At 39.3% G+C, this 18,771-nt stretch carries 17 protein-coding genes, 1 tRNA gene, 1 pseudogene and 1 riboswitch; of the genes and pseudogenes, 13 read left to right on the top strand and 6 right to left on the bottom strand.

The window, feature by feature from the left end; genetic code table 11:
* Positions 1-73 precede the first annotated feature (73 nt).
* Positions 74-147, top strand: a tRNA-Met gene (locus tag IE222_RS21580).
* 90 nt (positions 148-237) lie between these two features.
* On the opposite strand, the pseudogene IE222_RS26505 reads toward IE222_RS21580, so the two are convergent.
* A pseudogene (locus tag IE222_RS26505) lies at positions 238-444 on the bottom strand (recombinase family protein); the annotation flags it as partial.
* A 305-nt stretch (positions 445-749) separates the two neighbouring features.
* Between IE222_RS26505 and IE222_RS21575 the strand changes: the two are divergent.
* The gene (locus IE222_RS21575; protein ID WP_191276442.1) at positions 750-1,955 is read left to right on the top strand and encodes a quaternary amine ABC transporter ATP-binding protein; all 1,206 of its coding nucleotides are present in this window, start codon (positions 750-752) and stop codon (positions 1,953-1,955) included.
* Position 1,956: 1 nt separating this feature from the next.
* The gene (locus IE222_RS21570; RefSeq protein WP_191276441.1) at positions 1,957-3,684 is read left to right on the top strand and encodes a glycine betaine ABC transporter substrate-binding protein; all 1,728 of its coding nucleotides are present in this window, start codon (positions 1,957-1,959) and stop codon (positions 3,682-3,684) included.
* A gap of 214 nt (positions 3,685-3,898) precedes the next feature.
* Here IE222_RS21570 and IE222_RS21565 read toward each other — a convergent pair whose 3' ends face one another.
* Positions 3,899-4,681 carry a phytanoyl-CoA dioxygenase family protein gene (locus IE222_RS21565; protein ID WP_191276440.1) on the bottom strand — a complete coding sequence of 261 codons (783 nt, stop codon included), beginning with the start codon at positions 4,679-4,681 and terminating at the stop codon, positions 3,899-3,901.
* Positions 4,682-4,770: 89 nt separating this feature from the next.
* Here IE222_RS21565 and IE222_RS21560 point away from each other — a divergent pair, with 89 nt between their 5' ends.
* The 8 genes from IE222_RS21560 (at position 4,771) to IE222_RS21530 (ending at position 12,594) form a co-directional block, all read left to right on the top strand.
* Positions 4,771-4,968 carry a hypothetical protein gene (locus IE222_RS21560; protein WP_191276439.1) on the top strand — a complete coding sequence of 66 codons (198 nt, stop codon included), beginning with the start codon at positions 4,771-4,773 and terminating at the stop codon, positions 4,966-4,968.
* A 140-nt stretch (positions 4,969-5,108) separates the two neighbouring features.
* On the top strand, positions 5,109-6,305 hold the full coding sequence (locus IE222_RS21555; protein ID WP_191276438.1) for a macrolide family glycosyltransferase: 1,197 nt from the start codon (positions 5,109-5,111) through the stop codon (positions 6,303-6,305).
* 93 nt (positions 6,306-6,398) lie between these two features.
* Entirely contained in the window at positions 6,399-7,511 is a 1,113-nt protein-coding gene (locus IE222_RS21550; protein WP_191276437.1) for an SH3 domain-containing protein, read from the top strand.
* 198 nt (positions 7,512-7,709) lie between these two features.
* Positions 7,710-8,885, top strand: coding sequence for a sulfite reductase subunit alpha (locus tag IE222_RS21545; protein WP_191276436.1), 1,176 nt, complete (start codon positions 7,710-7,712; stop codon positions 8,883-8,885).
* A 396-nt stretch (positions 8,886-9,281) separates the two neighbouring features.
* Positions 9,282-9,443 carry a hypothetical protein gene (locus tag IE222_RS21540; RefSeq protein WP_191276435.1) on the top strand — a complete coding sequence of 54 codons (162 nt, stop codon included), beginning with the start codon at positions 9,282-9,284 and terminating at the stop codon, positions 9,441-9,443.
* Between the two features lie 172 nt (positions 9,444-9,615).
* Positions 9,616-9,756: riboswitch (cyclic di-AMP (ydaO/yuaA leader) on the top strand.
* Positions 9,757-9,910: 154 nt separating this feature from the next.
* Complete coding sequence (locus IE222_RS21535; RefSeq protein ID WP_191276434.1) at positions 9,911-11,398, top strand: amino acid permease; 1,488 nt, start codon at positions 9,911-9,913, stop codon at positions 11,396-11,398.
* A 273-nt stretch (positions 11,399-11,671) separates the two neighbouring features.
* On the top strand, positions 11,672-11,797 hold the full coding sequence (locus tag IE222_RS26750; protein WP_275671483.1) for a hypothetical protein: 126 nt from the start codon (positions 11,672-11,674) through the stop codon (positions 11,795-11,797).
* Positions 11,794-12,594, top strand: a complete 801-nt coding sequence (locus IE222_RS21530; protein ID WP_191276433.1) for an endonuclease I family protein — start codon at positions 11,794-11,796, stop codon at positions 12,592-12,594. The genes IE222_RS26750 and IE222_RS21530 overlap by 4 nt, the downstream gene beginning before the upstream one ends.
* Positions 12,595-12,661: 67 nt before the next feature.
* Here the strand turns inward: IE222_RS21530 and IE222_RS21525 are convergent, their stop codons facing one another.
* The 3 genes from IE222_RS21525 to hemG form a co-directional block, all read right to left on the bottom strand.
* On the bottom strand, positions 12,662-12,817 hold the full coding sequence (locus IE222_RS21525) for a hypothetical protein (protein WP_191276432.1): 156 nt from the start codon (positions 12,815-12,817) through the stop codon (positions 12,662-12,664).
* A 16-nt stretch (positions 12,818-12,833) separates the two neighbouring features.
* Positions 12,834-13,673, bottom strand: coding sequence for a hypothetical protein (locus IE222_RS21520; RefSeq protein WP_191276431.1), 840 nt, complete (start codon positions 13,671-13,673; stop codon positions 12,834-12,836).
* A 354-nt stretch (positions 13,674-14,027) separates the two neighbouring features.
* Positions 14,028-15,410 carry a protoporphyrinogen oxidase gene (gene hemG, locus IE222_RS21515; RefSeq protein WP_191276430.1) on the bottom strand — a complete coding sequence of 461 codons (1,383 nt, stop codon included), beginning with the start codon at positions 15,408-15,410 and terminating at the stop codon, positions 14,028-14,030.
* Between the two features lie 164 nt (positions 15,411-15,574).
* On the opposite strand from hemG, the gene IE222_RS21510 reads away from it, so the two are divergent.
* A complete protein-coding gene (locus tag IE222_RS21510; RefSeq protein ID WP_223282841.1) occupies positions 15,575-15,856 on the top strand; it encodes an EamA family transporter in 282 nt (93 codons plus the stop codon).
* 183 nt (positions 15,857-16,039) lie between these two features.
* Here the strand turns inward: IE222_RS21510 and IE222_RS21505 are convergent, their stop codons facing one another.
* A complete protein-coding gene (locus IE222_RS21505; protein ID WP_191276427.1) occupies positions 16,040-17,809 on the bottom strand; it encodes a PhoX family protein in 1,770 nt (589 codons plus the stop codon).
* Positions 17,810-18,013: 204 nt separating this feature from the next.
* Here IE222_RS21505 and IE222_RS21500 point away from each other — a divergent pair, with 204 nt between their 5' ends.
* The gene (locus IE222_RS21500) at positions 18,014-18,685 is read left to right on the top strand and encodes a YdeI/OmpD-associated family protein (protein WP_191276425.1); all 672 of its coding nucleotides are present in this window, start codon (positions 18,014-18,016) and stop codon (positions 18,683-18,685) included.
* Positions 18,686-18,771: the final 86 nt, after the last annotated feature.

The raw sequence follows: 18,771 nt of genomic DNA, 5'->3' as shown, positions 1-18,771 counted from the left end.
TAGGACGCTGCCGGGCTGTTTTATTAGTCCTTGTTAATAAGGACTTGGGAAAAAATTTTATATTTTTTATTGTCGCGGGGTGGAGCAGTCCGGTAGCTCGTCGGGCTCATAACCCGAAGGTCGCAGGTTCAAATCCTGCCCCCGCAATATGGTCTGGTAATTCAATTTTTAGTGAATTAGGTCAGATAACTAAAAATAAGCCTGCTCTTTAATGAGTAGGCTTTAATTGTTTTAATGGGCATAATTAACTTTTTCCTCATCGGTTTTCGGTCTTTTAGTATGTTTCCCTCGTTTCCTTGCAGCTTGAATCCATCCCTTTGTCCGTTCAGAGTCTCTTTCAAACTAAGCAATTCCAGCAAAAATGGTAAACAACATTTTTCCATTCGATATAGTTGTATCCAGCCATGATTCCTTTAGTCTTTTCATGTGCCCTCCTTTTTGAGAAGGGGAAAATCCATTCTAGGGTAAAAAACAAGGAAGAAAATATATTATCTATGATTCAGCTAAACGTGCGCTTAAGTTCAATAAGAAATTTTAATGACGACAGGGCAACTGTCGTTTTTTTAGTTATTAAATTTTATTTGTTCATGATAACGATTGACACTATAACACTAAGAAGGGACTTTTTTACAGCTGTTTTTCGGTGATTGAAAAAGTATTTCGTTTTTTTAAGACTAAACTAAACATAGAATAGTGGTTTTCGGAAAAAATGTATATGATATGCCCGATTAATCGAATGAGGTGACAGCATGAATCCCTTCGTAGAGGTCAGAAGTGTCTCTAAGATTTTTGGCAATAATCCGAAAGCAGCAATCGATTTATTGAAACAAGGAAAGACCAAGAAGGAAATTTTGAAAGGTACTGGACAAACCGTTGGGGTAAAGAATGTTTCCTTTGAAATTTACCCTGGCGAAATATTTGTCATTATGGGCTTATCCGGAAGCGGAAAATCGACATTAATCCGTATGTTTAACAGGCTGATTAAGCCGACAGTCGGAGAAATCCTTATTGAAAATGAAGATATTGTCAAGATGAGTGAGTCGAGATTGAGGGAAGTCAGGCAGAAAAAAATCAGCATGGTGTTTCAAAACTTTGCCTTGTTTCCACATCGAACCATTCTGGAAAACACGGAATACGGGCTGGAAATTCAAAAAGTTCCAGTGGAAGAGCGGCAGGAAAGAGCATTAAGAGCTCTGGAGGTGGTCGGATTAAAAGGATATGAGAACCAACTCCCGAAACAATTGAGCGGCGGTATGCAGCAGCGGGTTGGCCTGGCCCGGGCGCTTGCCAGTAACACAGCTATCATCTTGATGGATGAGGCCTTCAGCGCACTCGACCCATTAATACGCAAGGATATGCAGGATGAATTGCTGGAGATCCAAGAAAAGTACGATAAAACCATCATCTTTATCACCCATGATTTGGATGAAGCACTGAGGATTGGGGATCGTATTGCGTTAATGCGGGACGGCAGCCTCATTCAGCTGGGAACACCAGAAGAAATTCTGATGAATCCTGCCAATGAATTTGTAGAGAAGTTTGTTGAAGACGTGGACCTATCGAAAGTATTAACCGCCTCCCATATCATGAAACCGGCAGAAAGAATTGGTGTGGACCGCGGGCCGCGGGTGGCTTTGGAAATTATGCGGAATCAGGGATATTCCAGCATATTCGTGGTTGACCGTAATCGGAAACTATTGGGGGCGATTACCGCTGAGCAGGCACGGCAGGCGATTGATCAACATCAATCGATTGTCGATGTCATGACAACGGATATTCCGACCGTTACCGGAGAGACTTTACTCACCGACCTAATGGACGTAATGGCTACCTCCAGTGTGCCGATCTCCGTTATCGATGAGGAACACCGTCTTAAAGGGGTTGTTATTCGCGGTGCCGTCATCGGGGCTTTGGCTGGAAACAAAGATTCCTTGAACGATTTGGAGAGTGAATGAGATGAATGTGCCAAAAATCCCTTTAGGAGATTGGGTAGACGTCCTAGTTCAGTGGATCACCGTTGCATTTGCCGGATTTTTCACCTTGATAACCACCATGATCGAGTCGCTTTTAAATATTATAGTGGATGTATTAAGTGCGGGTCCGCCCATCATCTTAATCATCATCTTAACTTTGTTGGTTACCTATACCAGCAGATGGCCGTTAGGAATATTTACGCTTTTTAGCTTGCTCTTAATTGATAATCTAGGGTATTGGGATTCAAGCATTCAAACCATTGCCATCGTATTACTATCAGGATTACTCACCATCATTATTGGGATTCCAGTTGGAATCTGGTGTGCCCAAAGAAAAACGGTCCATCGAATTGTAACGCCAATTTTGGACTTTATGCAGACCATGCCCGCATTTGTCTATTTAATTCCATCCATTTTGTTTTTTGGCATCGGCATGGTGCCGGGAATTATTGCTTCGTTTATTTTTGCGATTGCGCCAACCATCCGAATGACTAATCTTGGTATTAAGGAAGTTCCGAAGGATTTAATTGAAGCAGCCGATGCATTTGGTTCTAGTACCAGCCAAAAATTGTTCAAGGTTCAATTACCGATAGCTACACCAACAATTATGGCCGGTGTCAACCAAAGCATTATGCTGGCCTTATCGATGGTTGTAACAGCTTCCCTTGTTGGGGCGCCGGGTCTGGGGGCAGATGTTTACCGGGCTGTGAGCCAAATTGATGTAGGTAAAGGTTTTGAAGCAGGATTATCCATCGTGTTCATCGCCGTTATACTCGACCGGATTAGCCAAAACTTACGGAAACCGGCCTATGAAAATGTGATTAAGAAAAAAATCGTCTTTTCCATTTTAGTTGTTCTAGTTATCCTGGCAGCTATAGTGACGGGAGTTACAAAAGAAACGGCCACGAAAAAGGGTGGGAATGGTATTGGAGCTCAAACTGATTATCAAATAATCGGGATTGAGCCGGGAGCAGGAATTATGGCACAAGCGGATAGGGCACTCAAAGATTATCAGCTGGACAATTGGCAGCTGCAAGAAGGGTCCTCGGCTGCTATGACAGCTGAATTAAAGAAGGCCTATAATCAGAAGAAACCAATCATTGTCACTGGGTGGGCGCCGCATTGGATGTTTTCCACTTATGAATTAAAATTTCTCAAAGATCCAAAGAAATCCTTTGGTGCAGTTGAGGATATTCATACCATTGTAAGAAAAGGTCTCAAGCAGGATGCACCAGGTGCATATACCATCCTTGATCAATTTTCCTGGAAGCCTGGTGATATGGAAAAAGTAATGGTGGATATTAAAGACGGTAGGGATCCAGCGGAAGCAGCAAAAAAATGGATCAATGCCAACGGGGACAAAGTAGGGAATTGGACAAAAGGTGCCAAAGCAGGCAATGGGGAAACGATTAATCTTGTCTATGTGGCTTGGGATACAGAAATCGCCAGTACCAATGTGATTGCTAAGGTGCTGGAGCAGAATGGTTTCAATGTAAAATTGAGTCAAGTAGAGGTCGGCCCGATGTTTGCCGGTGTAGCAAACGGCAGTGTGGACGGCATGGTGGCTGCATGGCTGCCGAGTACCCATAGAGAATATTATAAACAATATAAAAATGATTTCATTGATCTTGGAACCAACCTTCACGGGACAAAGAATGGACTGGTTGTACCAAAGTATATGGATATTAACTCAATCGAAGATTTGAAGTAGAAACTGGGACTCTCCCTCTGGGGAAAGTCCCTTTTCAGCTTTAAACATAAACTAAAATTTCGATTCTATTGGCTGTAGAAAAATATAACTATTTTAACTACCACAATAAAATGGTGAAGTACTTCAGAAGTTAGCTATATTATAATTATTAAAAGTTGTCCTTCATTTCATAATCTCGCCTCATGGTGATTCGAAAATCCTCTATTTATAGTTTTCATTTATCTATTTTTGATACGAAATCAGACTGATAATCACGAAACGTTGGATTTTCCCCGCATACCATCAAGCCTTGTCCCCAGTTCACATGTACATCGGCAGTTGGCTTGTCTGCTGGATCACGATACTGAAATAAAACGTTTCTGCGCGGCCTGTCACTTCGATTGCAATCCGAGCCGTGTATCGTTAAATAATTGAAAAACAGAACGTCACCCGCTTCCGCAGGGCATGGAGTCCCTTTAGAAATCGGGTATTCCTTATGATTCAAGTAGTGACGTCCTATATGAGCTATTGGCCCCTCTTGATGAGATTTTGGTATAACTGTAAGGCATCCGTTTTCCAAGTCAGCATCATCAAGATGAACACTGGCTGCCAACATGGTATGACGTTCATGAGGAAAATACGGATGATCCTGATGCATTGGAAAAGCAGCTCCCTTTTCAGGAGGTTTAACCAGCATTTTGGAGTGATGTAATTGAACATTAGGTCCGATAAGCTTTTGCAATATAGCCGTCATGTTTGGATGGACAATCGCTTTAGTAAAAGCTGCATCATGATAATGAACGTCATGAAACCCTTTCAAAACAAGTTTTTTTAACTCGTTCGGAGGAATGTAATCCCCTTGCCATGCATGGTTGTGATCGAGTTTTGCATTGGCTGCACGTTGAATAATGTTTTCAACTGAATTTCTCATTTCTTCTACTTCATCTTTGTTAAAAACGTTCTTAACAAGTAAATATCCATTTTCTTTGTAAAACTCTGCATCTTTGAATGTGATCAAAGTAGTTTCCTCCTTTAAGGTAAAAATTAAACTTGTTATAATTATAAAAAATTCATAGGTGTTGGTCTTTATCAGGAGAAGCCAATTTTTTGTCTTATGAAGACATTAGGGGTGTTATTATAGCAATCCAATCATGTAAACTAAGTGAAGGAATATTGAATCAATTTGCAATGGAACCGTCAGGTGAAGAAATAGCCTTTAAGGTACATTATTGGGGAGTTACCCCTGCGCATATGATGAACATCTCACCTGCTAAGTATCGCAGTAATTACAAAAAAACCCATTGAAAAAAATCATAGCAGGCTCTTGCATAAAAGGGTGTTTTTTATTTGAGTTTCTCGAGTATTGTACTATGATAAATTTAAGCTGGACAATTGTGGTAAAGGGACTATAACTTTTGACTTATTTTTTTTAAGGAGTCGTTATCATGGCACGAGTTTTATTTATAAATGGCGGGTCGGAAGGACATGTCAATCCAACCATCGGAGTGGTGCAAGAGCTGATTTCACGAGGCGAAGAGGTCGTGTATTTTACAATCGAGGATTTTCGTGAGCTAATTGATAAAACGGGAGCGACAGTGAGGACCTTTGATGTTCAAGAATTTTTGAAAGCCTTTATCTCCGGGGGGAGAAATAATTTACTCGAAAGAATAAATGGTCTTTTACGTACGGCAGATATTATGATACCTAGTGTTCTGAAGCAAATCGAGGGAGAGAAGTTTGATTATATCATCCACGATTCGATGTTTGGCTGTGGACGGTTGCTTGCTCAAATCCTTAATCTTCCGGCCATTAATTCTTGTACTTCGTTTGCGCAGACTAAAAGCTCCTTCGATAACATGTTCAAACAGCTTTCTAAAAATATTCCTGCAGAAATATTCAATGAATATCAAAGGTTGACGGAATACGTAAAGGAGAAATATGGTGCGGAAATCCATACGCCTTATGAAGTCTTTTGTAATCCTGCGCCGCTTACAATCGTCTATACAACCAGAGAGTTTCAGCCTTTTGGAGAGGAATTCAATCAAACTTATAAATTTGTAGGTCCATCCATCACTTCAAGAAAGACGCATGAATGCTTTGACTTGGCTGCAAACAAAGGTAAAAGTCTAATTTACATATCCTTGGGTACGGTATTTAATCAAGCGATCGATTTTTATAAGCTGTGTTTCGAGGCATTTGGCAGTACGGAGCATACAGTGGTCATGTCGATTGGGGAAAAAACGCAAGCATCTGATTTAGGAGATATACCTGAAAACTTTATTGTAAAAAATTATGTCCCTCAAACGGAGCTGCTAAAATACATTAAATTATTTATTACACATGGCGGCATGAACAGTGTTCACGAGGGTCTCTATAATGGGGTTCCGCTCATTGTCATCCCGCAGAGCGCGGATCAGCCGGTCATTGCCGGTCAAGTTGCCAATATAGGCGCCGGTATTCAATTAGATATGCAAAGCTTGACGGCAAATCAGATGCGTGAATCCGCAGACCTTGTGTTGAACCAGTCATCATTCCGGAAAGTCGCTGCAAAAATGAGTGAATCCTTGCAACAATCGGGAGGGTATCAGCAGGCTGTTGATGAGATTTTTGAATTCAAAAGACAAAATGATATCCAAATATAAAAATTTATTTAAAAATGGCCGTCTTAAAACTATTAAAGGCTTCCTTTGATGGTCTAAAAAATAGGCAATTTTTTAAAGAGAGGGGAGAAGTTGATGAAAAAGTTTTTTACGGTCTTTGTTGTCATTCTCGTTGTATTTGCAGGATTTTATACGGTGGAACCGGTTCATGCAGCGACTAGCAAAACAAAATATGTCACCGCAAGTACATTAAATGTCAGAAGTGGTCCAAGCACTAAGTATAAGGTGATGACAACGATTAAGAAGAATCAAGCTGTAAAAGTGACTCAAACGAAAGGGGCTTGGGATAAGGTATCAGTTGGAAGTAAAACAGGCTGGGCATCAAATCAATATCTAACTACTAAGAAACCAGCTGCAAGAACTACAACAGCAGTAACTTCTCCTAAGCTGATGTATATAACAGCTGATGTTTTAAATGTACGCAGCGGTCCAAGTACAAGTTACAAAGGTGTTACCACGGGGAAAAGGAATCAGTCCGTAAAAGTTACACAAACTAAAGGATCGTGGGTTAAAGTCATTATTGGAACGAAAACAGGCTGGGTTTCCGCAAAATATTTGACGACTAAAAAGCCGGCAGCGCCCAAGAATCTAGCAGTGGGTTTAAAAACAGTAGGAAGTAATCAGCAGCTAATTCTAGTGACTTCTGATGGTTATAATACGTCTTCAGCTGACATTCGGACCTTTGAGAAAAATTCACAAGGAAAATGGGTCCCTGTTTTAACAACAACTGGACATATTGGGAAATATGGATTTGCCACAGCCTCAAGTATGAGGGAAGGTGGTAAAAGGGCTCCAACCGGAAAATACTCAATTGGAACAGCATTCGGTAGAAAAGGGAATCCAGGAACAAAATTGCCATTCCGAAAAATCACAACTGACGATGTCTGGGTAGATGATCCGAAATCTACTCTTTATAACACTTGGCAATCTCGTACGGAAACACAAGGGGAATGGAAGAGTGCCGAAAACATGAATATCTCTGCATATACCTACGGTTTCGTCATTAATTACAACACCAAACGAATTCCCTATAAAGGAAGTGCGATCTTCTTCCATATCGGCAGCGGTTATACACTCGGTTGTACAGCAACGTCTGAAAGTAATGTTGTAAAAATTTTAAAATGGTTAGATCCTAAAAAGAATCCAGTCATCATTCAAACGCCTATCCAAGAGCTAAATAAATACTAAAATAAAACAACCTGCATTGGAAAATATCCCCTTTGCAGGTTTTTTTGTTTTATTTATTCTCATTAATAGGGAACATAAAAACACAAGCAAATTTTAAAAAAGCAAGATAAAAATTTTCAATTGCGTGTCAAAATACACATCAGATTTCCCAATCCTGTGTTATTATAGCTTTATACTAACTTTTGGAGGTTACTAGCCATGCAACTTACTTTAGAAGATACTAAAAATGCCAAAAGTGAAAATCTAGCATTTTCAAGGACTAATCCATTTCCAGCGAAGGTTCTAAAAAATATTAATTTAAATGGAACAGGCTCTAGTAAGGAAACGAGGCATATTGAATTATCATTAAAAGGTTCAGGTTTATCTTACAATCCGGGTGATGCACTTGGTATTGTTCCATCAAATGATCCGGAACTTGTGGCTGCCCTTATTAGCGAAATGGGGTGGGATGAAGAAGCTGCTGTAACTGTCGGCAAACAAGGTGAAACATTGCCGCTTAAGGAAGCGCTGACAAACTACTTTGAAATCACACTTTTGACAAAGAAGATTTTACAACAGGCAGCTGCATTCACAGACAACGAAGAGCTGCAAAAGCTAATACAGGTTGAAAATGCGGCCCAGCTAAAAGAATATTGCTATGGTCGTGATTTACTTGACATGTTACGTGAATTTGGACCATGGAAGGCTTCTGCTCAAGACATCGTATCATTATTAAGAAAAATGACAGCTCGCCTCTATTCTATCGCTAGCAGCATCGCAGCTAACCCAGATGAAGTTCATCTGACGATTGGTGCTGTCCGCTACACAGCGCACGGTCGCGACCGAAAAGGCGTTTGTTCCGTTTTATGTGCGGAACGTGTTCAAGAAGGAGATACGCTTCCAGTCTTTGTTCAAGTTAATAAACACTTCTATTTGACTGAGTCCGCAGACCAAGACATTATTATGGTCGGACCGGGAACAGGTATTGCGCCATTCCGTTCTTTTATCCAAGAACGTGCAGTGAATAAAGGAGCTGGCCGCTCATGGTTGTTCTTCGGGGATCAGCATGCAGCGTCGGATTTCCTTTATCAAAGCGAGCTTGAACAATATCAAAAGGATGGGGTCCTAACAAAACTTGATACTGCCTTCTCCCGCGATTCAGCTCAAAAGGTGTATGTACAGCACAAAATGCTTGAACACAGCAAGGAATTGTTCGAATGGATTGAAAAAGGAGCCTATTTCTACGTTTGCGGCGATAAGGAACATATGGCGAAAGACGTTAACGAAGCGCTTATTACTGTGATTGAAAAAGAAGGCGCAATGGATCGTGACGCAGCTGAAGCATATTTGAAAGATATGCAAAAGCAAGGCCGTTATCAACGTGATGTCTATTAATTAAGTCAGGATATTTGTTTTAAAAAAAGTAACCCTTCATTCCAGTTGGAATGGAGGGTTACTTTTTTTATATATTTCCTGCGAAGGACATAACTGCTTGGCCCCGCTTTTTTAGATAGACGCAAAATATTTTGGCGCATAATTTTTTTAAACAGCAAAAAAAAATGGCAGTTATAGAATGGGAAAATATATTAAAATCCTCGTTTCTAAGGGAAGCTCAGTTTGGCATGGTTTTTGCATTATAAATAATGAATTAATAGTGCAAATGGTGAAAGTCAAAAAAACATAAGAGAAGGGTTTCTTATTTTTCTAGACTTTCAGAAAAACGATTTGAACAACCGCTGGATTCAGAAAGTTTAATTTTTAACTAAACAAAGGAAGGGAGAATTATTTTCTATGTGGGTTATCACTGTACATTCAAAAAACAGTGTCCAAATGTTTGAATTCGATAATCAAGAAGAGGCAAAAGCAGCTTACAAGGATATAAGAGGGGTCAAATATTTAAGCCATGTGATTTATTATAATGATTTTGATATAGAAGAATTATCAAATTTTTAACTAGTGGTATATGATTAATATTTTTAATATTTAGGAAAAATACTATTTCATTATACTAATATAAAGGTAGTTTTTATTATATATTTATAATTTAATTGATATTTAATAATTATCAAAAAACAATTTTACTTTTTGAAAAAATAAAAGTATTATATTAATATTATAGTTTCAATTTTCTAAATCGCTTAAACCATTAGGTGCGGGGGAACCAAATAGATTGAAATAAATCTATGGGGTGAATCCTTTTTAGGTAGGGCTACTCAGGAGGCCCGAATCCGACAGCTAACCTCGTAAGCGTTTTATGAGAAGGAAGGTGGAGCTTGTGACGCAAAATAAAATGTGTCTGCAGGTCTATTTATCACTGACTTGTGGACACTTTTTTTAACCCCCGACTTCCAATAAATGGGATTTTTAAGAATACTATTGATTGAAAACGTTTTACATAACAAGGAAGGACTGATTCATGAATGTTAGCACAAAGAAAAACTGAAATCTACCAGAAGCCTGAAGAACAAGTGAATGAACCGAAATTAAAACGCGAACTAAAATCACGCCATTTAACGATGATTTCAATTGGAGGAGCTATTGGAACTGGACTGTTCCTTAGCAGCGGTGCAGCTATTAGCACAGCCGGTCCCGGTGGTGCATTGCTGGCTTATGCTTTTGTGGGAGCGATGGTCTATTTTGTAATGACAAGTTTAGGAGAAATGGCTGCTTTTATGCCTGTAAGCGGTTCCTTCAGTACCTATGGGTCGAAATTTGTTGATCCGGCTTTTGGCTTCGCTATTGGCTGGACTTATTGGTTTAATTGGGCCATGACGATTGCGGCGGAGTTAGCTGCTTCAACAATGATCATGAAATTTTGGTTTCCCAATAGCCCGTCATGGGTATGGAGCGGCTCATTCTTAGCACTTATTTTTCTTTTAAACTATTTATCTGTAAAGGGTTACGGTGAAGGGGAATACGTACTTTCTTTTATAAAAGTATCTGCCATTGTGCTTTTTATTATCGTCGGGGTGCTCATGATCTTTGGCATTATGGGCGGTGAAGCAGTAGGTCTTAAAAACTTTACGGTTGACGATGCTCCGTTTTCTGGCGGTTTATTAGGAACTTTTGTTGTTTTTATCGCTGCTGGATTTTCATTTCAAGGAACGGAAATTGTAGGTGTTACTGCAGGTGAAAGCGAGAATCCTGCAAAAAATATCCCGAAAGCAGTTAAAAGTGTTTTTTGGAGAATTCTATTATTCTACATTTTTGCAATATTCGTTATTGGACTTTTAATTCCTTATACAAATCCTAATTTACAAAATGATAGTGTTATGGTCAGCCCATTTACGCTAATTTTTGAAAAGGCTGGTATTGCCTTTGCCGCTTCACTCATGAATGCCATTATTTTAACGGCTGTATTATCTGCAGGTAATTCTAGTCTTTACGCTTCAACCCGTATGTTGTATTCGATGGCAAAAGCCGGGCAGGCGCCACGGATTTTTGAAAAACTTAATAGCCGAGGGGTACCAGTTGCAGGTATGATCCTAACATGTGCGATTGGTGGACTTGCTTTTTTAGCCTCCTTTTTCGGTGATGGGGTCGTCTATTTATGGTTAATGAATGCTATCGGAATTACGGGATTTATCTTCTGGCTTGGTATTTCCGTCAGTCATTATCGTTTCCGAAAAGCATATATTGCCCAAGGTCATTCATTAGATCGATTACCGTATAAGGCGAAATGGTTTCCTATTGGTCCAATTTTCGCTATTGCTTGTGGAATAATCGTTATTTTAGCGCAAAACTTCCAAGCATTTATAGCAGATAAAATTGATTGGGGCAGTGTGGTTGCAGCATACCTAGGCATTCCGCTTTTCCTATGCCTATGGTTTGGTTTTAAATTCGTCAGGAAAACGAAAGTAGTAAATCTTGAGGAAGTTGAATTTGAGTTTGATAAAAAGTATGATTAATAGCGTTTTTGTTTATTTTTTATGTTGCCTCGGATAGATATGAAAAGGGATAGCTGCGTACAAATACAGCTATCCCTTTTCATATTCTTCGCCAATAGCTTCTGTCTATTGGATACAAGTCTAGGACACGTGGGTTTGTCCCTTTATATATAATGAGACAGAAAATAACATTCCCTAAATACTTCAAAAGTAACTATTAATTAGAAATTAGAATTGTTAAACTACTAATAACATCATGGGTTGGCTTCAATTTATTCCAATAGGAGGGAAAAAATGAGGCGTAAAGTATGTTTGATTCCGTTGTCAGCAGTTGAACTAGCAGTCAAGGTCAATGAAGTTTCAGATAGGGGAGACTTATCTCTTAAAATTTGGACGCAAACAAAAGGGAGAGCCATATGAATCATCTCGAAATGCTGATAAAAGAACGGGAGGACGCCAGGACAGCCTATTTGGAACACAGCAGCAACCGCAGCTACTATGAGGAACAGAGGGATATAGAAATCCGACAAGCATATTATGAAAACACTAAACTAGAGCGAAACAGTTTACATCAGTTATTAGAAAAAACACATAGGAATCAGCTCAGTTACTCTCCTCACCGCTATGTTTACCCATGGGTTGATCTCCAGGAGAACGGGAAATTGAAAAGCTTATATTCGGGGAGAGGGATGGATCCGCTTGATGTGATTGAAGAAGATATTCGTATTCTTGAAAACACAGCAGGTGGGAACATGGTCAGTTTAACTGATAAAATGATTTTAAATTGTGAGCATGTGGTACCACAGTCATGGTTTCATAAACAAGAGCCAATGAGGGGAGACCTGCATCATTTATTTTCCTGTGATCCGGATTGCAATAGCCGCCGTGGAAATAGTCCCTATTTTGATTTTACTGACTATGTTCCGGAGAACCTTACGCTAGGAATCAAGGATGGATGCGGAAAGGCTGATGAAGGAAAGTTTGAGCCTGAATACGGAAAAGGAATTGTTGCGAGGGCCACATTTTATTTTTTAACCCGGTACACTGGGATGGTAAATCATAATCTTGTAAATTATGATACTTTACTAAAGTGGCATGAGGAATTTCCGGTATCTCTTTATGAAAAACACCGGAACCTTGCAATCTTTGAATTACAAGGAAACCGAAATCCGTTTATTGACTTTCCGGAAATGGCGGAGAAATGGATTTGCCAGTAAGAATTTTTGGTGTCAAAAAAGGCAATTTAAATGAAAAAACAGCTCTGCTCAAGGGCTGTTTTTTCATTTAAGCATTTTGCCTTTTTTTGCTTTTCGAGCTGTTGTCATCGCCCTCAAGATTGCTCAGATGGGCAATCTGCTTCCCTTTTGTCCCTTTCACAATAGCGCCTTTTCGCTTGATTGTAAAAGAACCAATGGTGTTTAATTTAACTGTTCTTGCCATAAAAGCCTTCTCTCTCCTAATTTCCTGCATTCTTTTTCCTTTTGAATTGTCTCAAGAAGCGGTTATTCGTTCCTAATAAGATTATTTTCGATGTAAAATAGGTAAATTCCTTCAAGTTTTCTGATGTAAATGTGTCATCTTTGAGGACAAATACGGCTAGTCCTAATTTCAAGTTACCATAATTACGAACGGTAATGAACTGTTTAATAGGACTTTCTCGTAATTCCATTCTACTGTTAACAGCAGATTCTTGTACCCGTACATAAGGCATATCTAGTGCAGAGTTTATTAATTTGGCCGCACCATCGATATCTGTCGGGGGTTTAAGATAAACTAATTCAATGTCGTTGTTTTTTCCGCCAAAGTACCAAACAAACTCAATTTGTCGTTCGTGGAGACCGAATATTCGTTTGATTTCTGCATGATTGCTCATCATGAAGATCGTGACTTTTTCATCAAGTACTCTAAGAGAAGATTGGAGATCAAATGCTGTTAAAACATCTCCTAATTTGTCCTCAAGGTCTAAGTACGAATCGAAATGATCGATATTGCCTGAAATTAGTGCAGGAGTTTTTTTCATAATAACATTTTTAACTATTAAAACAGCATTTACAAAACCTACAAGAAATAAACCGTAAAGCAAAATTAAAAGGATAAATTGCAATGCTTGTAATAATGGACTTTCTTCTTCTTGGTATTTAAAAAAATCAGCAGTAATAAACTTGGACATCTTTATATGGAGATCTTTCAGCAGGTCGGAGTCATTGGTGATTAAATAAATTGAAAATAAAGAAAGGATTAGAAATAAAATGAAACCCGGCACGCCAAATTGTTTAAATCTCTCTTTCCAAGCCAAATAAGCACCGCCCCCTTATTTGGCTTAATTTTACAAAAGTAATTGTATATTTACAAGGTATTAAAGAGTAATTGGTTAGTATTTACCAGGAAGAATTGGTCGAGTCCTTTGTAATGTAGTACAGAATACCTTGGTTCCATTTTTAAGGGTCTTTTCCTGTTTGTTGGAAATTTTTACTTGTATGTTAATGTCCAAAAGATTCTTAATGGTGTAGAGCAGCATGAATACATCTCCTTTCCCATTGGCTATATTATTTTTCTTTTCCCTTAGATAGAACAATTTATGTGTAAAAGATAAAACATGACAAGATTAAAAACGGAAGAGGATAGCACACATGGTGGTATCCTCTTCATTTTAAAACATTTGAATGATTTTCTCTGCTGATTCTGCACCGTTTTCGATGCAATCGGGGATCCCCACTCCATAATAGGAACAGCCGGCAAGAATAATTCCTGGGGAGACTTCAGCCATTATGCTTTCAAGTGCTTCTACACTTTTAGGATGGGTAATCAAATAATTTGGCATTTGATCGGTCCAGTTCGTCACTTCGCTAGCTACCGGTTTGGCGTTAATCCCAAGGCTTTTGTAAATATCGATAAGGGCAATTTCAAGCAGTTCTTCTTTATTCATTTCCTTTAGTGAAGTGAATGATGGATGACTGCTTTTATAAAACAATCTGACAAGCAGGTTTCCGGATGTTGAGGTATGCTCCCATTTTCGGCTTGTCCAGGTACAGGCATTGCAAGACAATTCATCGGTAGTCGCGGCGATAAACCCCGTCCCATCTGCAGGCAGTACTGTGTCAGGTACGTCAAAGCCAAGATAGACGCTGATCAGTGAACTGTTTTTTAGGTTCGAAAATTCACTTCTAAGTTCATGGTCATCGATTAAGCTTTCTGCGGCTGTGTGCGGAATGCTAAGGATAACATAATCTGCTTCGATGATGTCCTGATTGTTTAGTAGCAAATGATAACGGCCGTCAGCTTTTACAATCTTATCGACTTTTGTATTTTTGCGGATTTCAACTTCACTAAGCTTTTCTTCATAAGCGTCCATTAACGAGCCTAAGCCATTTTGAAATGAAAGAAACTTCCTTTCTCCCCCTTTAAATTTCTGCTTATTGGCTTCAAGCCCTTTGATAATGCTTCCGTATTCTTTCTTATAATCAATCAAATACGGAAGGGTAGAGGCGATGGTTAAGTCGCTGAGTTTTCCCGAATAGACACCGGAAAGAACTGAAGCAATTTGTTTTTCAACTAATTCCGTTCCAAGAAAGTGTTCTAGAAAAGAACCGATGGAATCATTTTTGGTGAACGTTTCGTTTTTTGTATAAAAATCTTTAAGTGCCGCGACTTTGCCTTCTGCGGAAACAAGCGTGCTTTTCGCCAACGATTCAATGCTTGCAGGAATCCCAAAAACCGAATCATCAGGAATCGGCTTTAAATTCCCATCACTATAAATAAAGGAGCGGCCTGTCGCATTGTAGACAACTTCCTTTTCCAAACCAAGTTCCTTTATAATAGACATGGTTTCCATTTTACGAGCCACCATGGAATCGGCTCCCGCTTCCATCACAAAGCCATCTTGCTTGACGGTTCTAATTTTTCCGCCAAGCTGACCGGATGCTTCTGCTAAGATCAATCTTACATCCACACCTTTTGTGTTCTTCCATTTCTGTAATTCATACATGGCTGATAGCCCCGTAATACCGCCGCCAATCACTACGACTGTTTTCACTGCTGCCACCTCTTATATAATGCTTACTTTGTCCTTAACAGTGTAACATTGGCTGGAGTCAGGCACCAAGTGTTTGAAGTTATCCGGGGATAGAATATCGTGCTGTGTACTTGCCTCCACACCTATTTTTACAGCTTTAATTGCGACCGTAGTATTAATCGGCGATTTATGAAGGAATCTTTCCAGCAGCCATCTCTTATGCTATGTGGGCCATTGCCTTATCATTAGGAGAAGCAGGTAAAGTGACAAGTATGATTTACATTGAGCCAGTCTTTACCATTGCTGTTGCATGGATCTGGCTTCATGAGCTGCCAAGTGTGGTATCTATAACAGGTGGTATTATAGCAGTTTCAAGTGTTTTCATTATCAATGTGTTAGGAAAGAAAAAAACTCCCGTACAGCGAAGATCTGCTAACAATCGTGGTATATTGAACAGGCCGAACTAAGTGCTGTGATCTTATCCTATCAAACAAATACCCAAGTACCTTTAAAAGGAACTTGGGTATTTTTGTTTGGTGGTATCAGGCACCTAGAGCAGTAATAGTGCCTGTATTAGTCGCTAATTTGGCACTGAAGCTGGATATGTTTTGAAGCGATAGGAAACGGAAGAACCGTTTTCAGTTTGATTATTATTTCTTTGTATTGAGTGCAGTTAAGTCAATATAACCGATGTTGCCGGGGTTTTGGGAACCAACCATTAAATAAGATTTGCCGTTTAGGTTATCAACAGCTTGGATGCCTGTGACTTCTCCGCCATCAGGAGCGGATATAATACGGGAAAGCTCTTTTGTTTCCACATTATAGGCCCAGCCAAAGTTATTGGTGTGCATGCCGCTGTCTTCGGCAATGAATAATGTTTTATATTTTTCCGAGAACGCCAGATTATCAGGATTAGCAATTTTATCAGGGTTCGCTGTGTTTCCATCAGCATCTTTAACAGCGAGGTCTTCACCTGTTAACAAACCAGACATACTTGTTACGACATAATCACTATTAATTGATTTGCCATTACGGTCTTTTTGTCCCTTAGCCAAATTCATTTCATATACTGCACCAGCACTTATTTTTGGTAATTGAATATCGTCTACAGGATCAGTTGAATTTTTAGTCATACCTTTTTCGATATTGGACATTGCCATATAAATTTTGTTATCGGCTTTGTTAAACGTAAGAGTTTCCATCTTGTTGAACTCCGCTGTTGCTCCAAGGATTGCCCCATAACGGCGGGATTCCAAGAATGCTGCTGCTTTCTCCATACCTGGCTTCACTTTTAGCCATTCAGGATTTTTACCTCCGTTTGAATTTGTTTTAATTTGTGTAAATCCATTCGCTTGTGCATAAGCAGCATCAGTTGTTGTTTCAAAAATATCGCTGAATTTGATGGATTCGGCTAATTCTTTTATTTCGGCATCTGTAGCATGTCCTAATTTAATCCATTCCATATTAGCAGAACCGCCGTTTTGATCACTTGTTTGATTCCATTTTGCTGCATATAACGTACCGGCCGTTAAGTCATTTGCTTGATCGGCTATGTACATAAAGGACATCGTATAGCCGCCATCATCACCGAAGTAGACAGTACGATTATCAGGTGCTACAGTCACATTTTCAAATGACAGGCGCCCCATGCTGTAGTGCTTAATTGCTTTCGCTTCACCATTTGGGTGAACTTTTACCTCTGTGGTATGTCCATAAAGGTATGGATTTCCGATTACATTCGCATCTTGATAATAATTTCGGGCAAATTGAGTAACAGCGGATTTTTCAGGATTTGCTTCAAATGCACGGGCATCAGGCTCATATTCTTCACTGCCTAAATGGGTATTCCAAGGAGATAACACTCCTGCACAAGGGGTCCAAACACCGCCGTCTGCTGAAAAATCAATCGGATTGATATCCGTAATCTTCATTTCTCCCGTTCGCTTATCCTGTACGATTGTATTTAAATACAACGCTTTGGGCATATTGCCAATTTCATTGCTAGGCATACTTTCAAAATGATTGATCATATATAATTTACCGCTTTTTCCATTCACACTAAGCAGTGAATTGGCGTCAGGTGAGGTTGAAACAATTGGGTTCCCATTTTTATCTTTAATAATATGGCCATTTACATCATAAGCGGCACCAACAACTTTGCCATTAATGACTTCACCGGGGCGCGCTAGTGATTTATATTCTAAAGGAACGATCTTTTGACTGCCGTCGTTTAAGGTAACGATGGCAGACGCTTCACTATACATGGATGAACGCTCTGCCTCTGTATCTGGTGCTTCCATTCCAACAAATTGAACAGATTTTACTTCAACTGGTTTATTGGGATTGGCATGAACATTGACGGCTGTTGGAAAAAGAATAGCTGCACTTAATAGCGGAACAATGATCTTACTGTTTTTCATTGGTAGTGCCTCCTAAATAGTTTACTAGAATTTTTCATCTCCTCCATCATAGACTTGGATTGTAAATGGAGTATTCAGGTTATGTTAAGAAGATTTGAAGTTTTATAGTATTTTGGACCTAAAAGCATTAATCGAGTAAGTTGCTAATTAAAAGTAAAACTTTTACACTGTAGGGGAAATAGAATAAATTTAATGGGTGGTTACATGGCTAAGACAATAGTAGAAAAGCTAAATTTGCAAAAATATAAGAGGGCTGCGATATTAAATCTGCCAGATGGATCTGAGTATTTTGCTGGCCTAGAGGGATACGAAACTGAACTGAGCGAAGGTGCGTTTGATCTAATTTTTGCTTTTGTGTTGGATATGGAGTCATTGAAAGAACTTGTTAAAAATGTGATCGGGGGAAATCTACTGAATAAGAATGGCTATCTATATTTGGCTTATCCGAAAAAAGGAAATAAAGTATATCCAACCTTTATTCATCGTGATGAGTTAATGAGCGGGTTGGGGGCTGATGAGAACGGGTATATTGGAAGCAGCACGGTTAAATTTGCCCGGATGGTTGGGTTAGATGATGTTTTTACAGTAGTGGGATTGAAGGACGAGTCGAAATCTAATAAGAGCACCGCAGCGAAACCGAGCCAAAGGGTAGATGATTATGTCAACTTAATTCCAGACGTGGAAAGAGATTTGAAGGGAGAGCCGGAATTGCTGGCATTTTATCAATCACTTACTCCAGGTTATCGTAAAGATTGGGCCCGATATTTATATAGTGCGAAACAAGAGGCAACAAAAGAGAAGCGCCGTGAGGAAATGAAAATGATTCTTGGAGAGGGATACAAGACTAGGGAGCTGTATCTTCGAAATAAAAGGTAATCTATTTAGGTTAATAAAGATCCGCTGGTTCCTAATCTTACTTTACTTTATAGGCGACCGAGCGTGTGGAAAAAGAGCAGTTAGGG

The sequence above is a fragment of the Neobacillus kokaensis genome (genome assembly GCF_014656545.1).
GTDB lineage: Bacteria > Bacillota > Bacilli > Bacillales > Cytobacillaceae > Neobacillus > Neobacillus kokaensis.
This window is presented reverse-complemented; position numbering and strand designations above follow the sequence as displayed.

Coding starts and splice junctions, on each gene's coding strand:
- IE222_RS21575 (WP_191276442.1), top strand. CDS start 750: ATGAATCCCTTCGTAGAGGTCAGAAGTGTCTCTAAGATTTTTGGCAAT.
- IE222_RS21570 (WP_191276441.1), top strand. CDS start 1,957: ATGAATGTGCCAAAAATCCCTTTAGGAGATTGGGTAGACGTCCTAGTT.
- IE222_RS21555 (WP_191276438.1), top strand. CDS start 5,109: ATGGCACGAGTTTTATTTATAAATGGCGGGTCGGAAGGACATGTCAAT.
- IE222_RS21550 (WP_191276437.1), top strand. CDS start 6,399: ATGAAAAAGTTTTTTACGGTCTTTGTTGTCATTCTCGTTGTATTTGCA.
- IE222_RS21545 (WP_191276436.1), top strand. CDS start 7,710: ATGCAACTTACTTTAGAAGATACTAAAAATGCCAAAAGTGAAAATCTA.
- IE222_RS21540 (WP_191276435.1), top strand. CDS start 9,282: ATGTGGGTTATCACTGTACATTCAAAAAACAGTGTCCAAATGTTTGAA.
- IE222_RS21535 (WP_191276434.1), top strand. CDS start 9,911: ATGTTAGCACAAAGAAAAACTGAAATCTACCAGAAGCCTGAAGAACAA.
- IE222_RS26750 (WP_275671483.1), top strand. CDS start 11,672: ATGAGGCGTAAAGTATGTTTGATTCCGTTGTCAGCAGTTGAACTAGCA.
- IE222_RS21530 (WP_191276433.1), top strand. CDS start 11,794: ATGAATCATCTCGAAATGCTGATAAAAGAACGGGAGGACGCCAGGACA.
- IE222_RS21525 (WP_191276432.1), bottom strand. CDS start 12,817: ATGGCAAGAACAGTTAAATTAAACACCATTGGTTCTTTTACAATCAAG.
- IE222_RS21505 (WP_191276427.1), bottom strand. CDS start 17,809: ATGAAAAACAGTAAGATCATTGTTCCGCTATTAAGTGCAGCTATTCTT.
- IE222_RS21500 (WP_191276425.1), top strand. CDS start 18,014: ATGGCTAAGACAATAGTAGAAAAGCTAAATTTGCAAAAATATAAGAGG.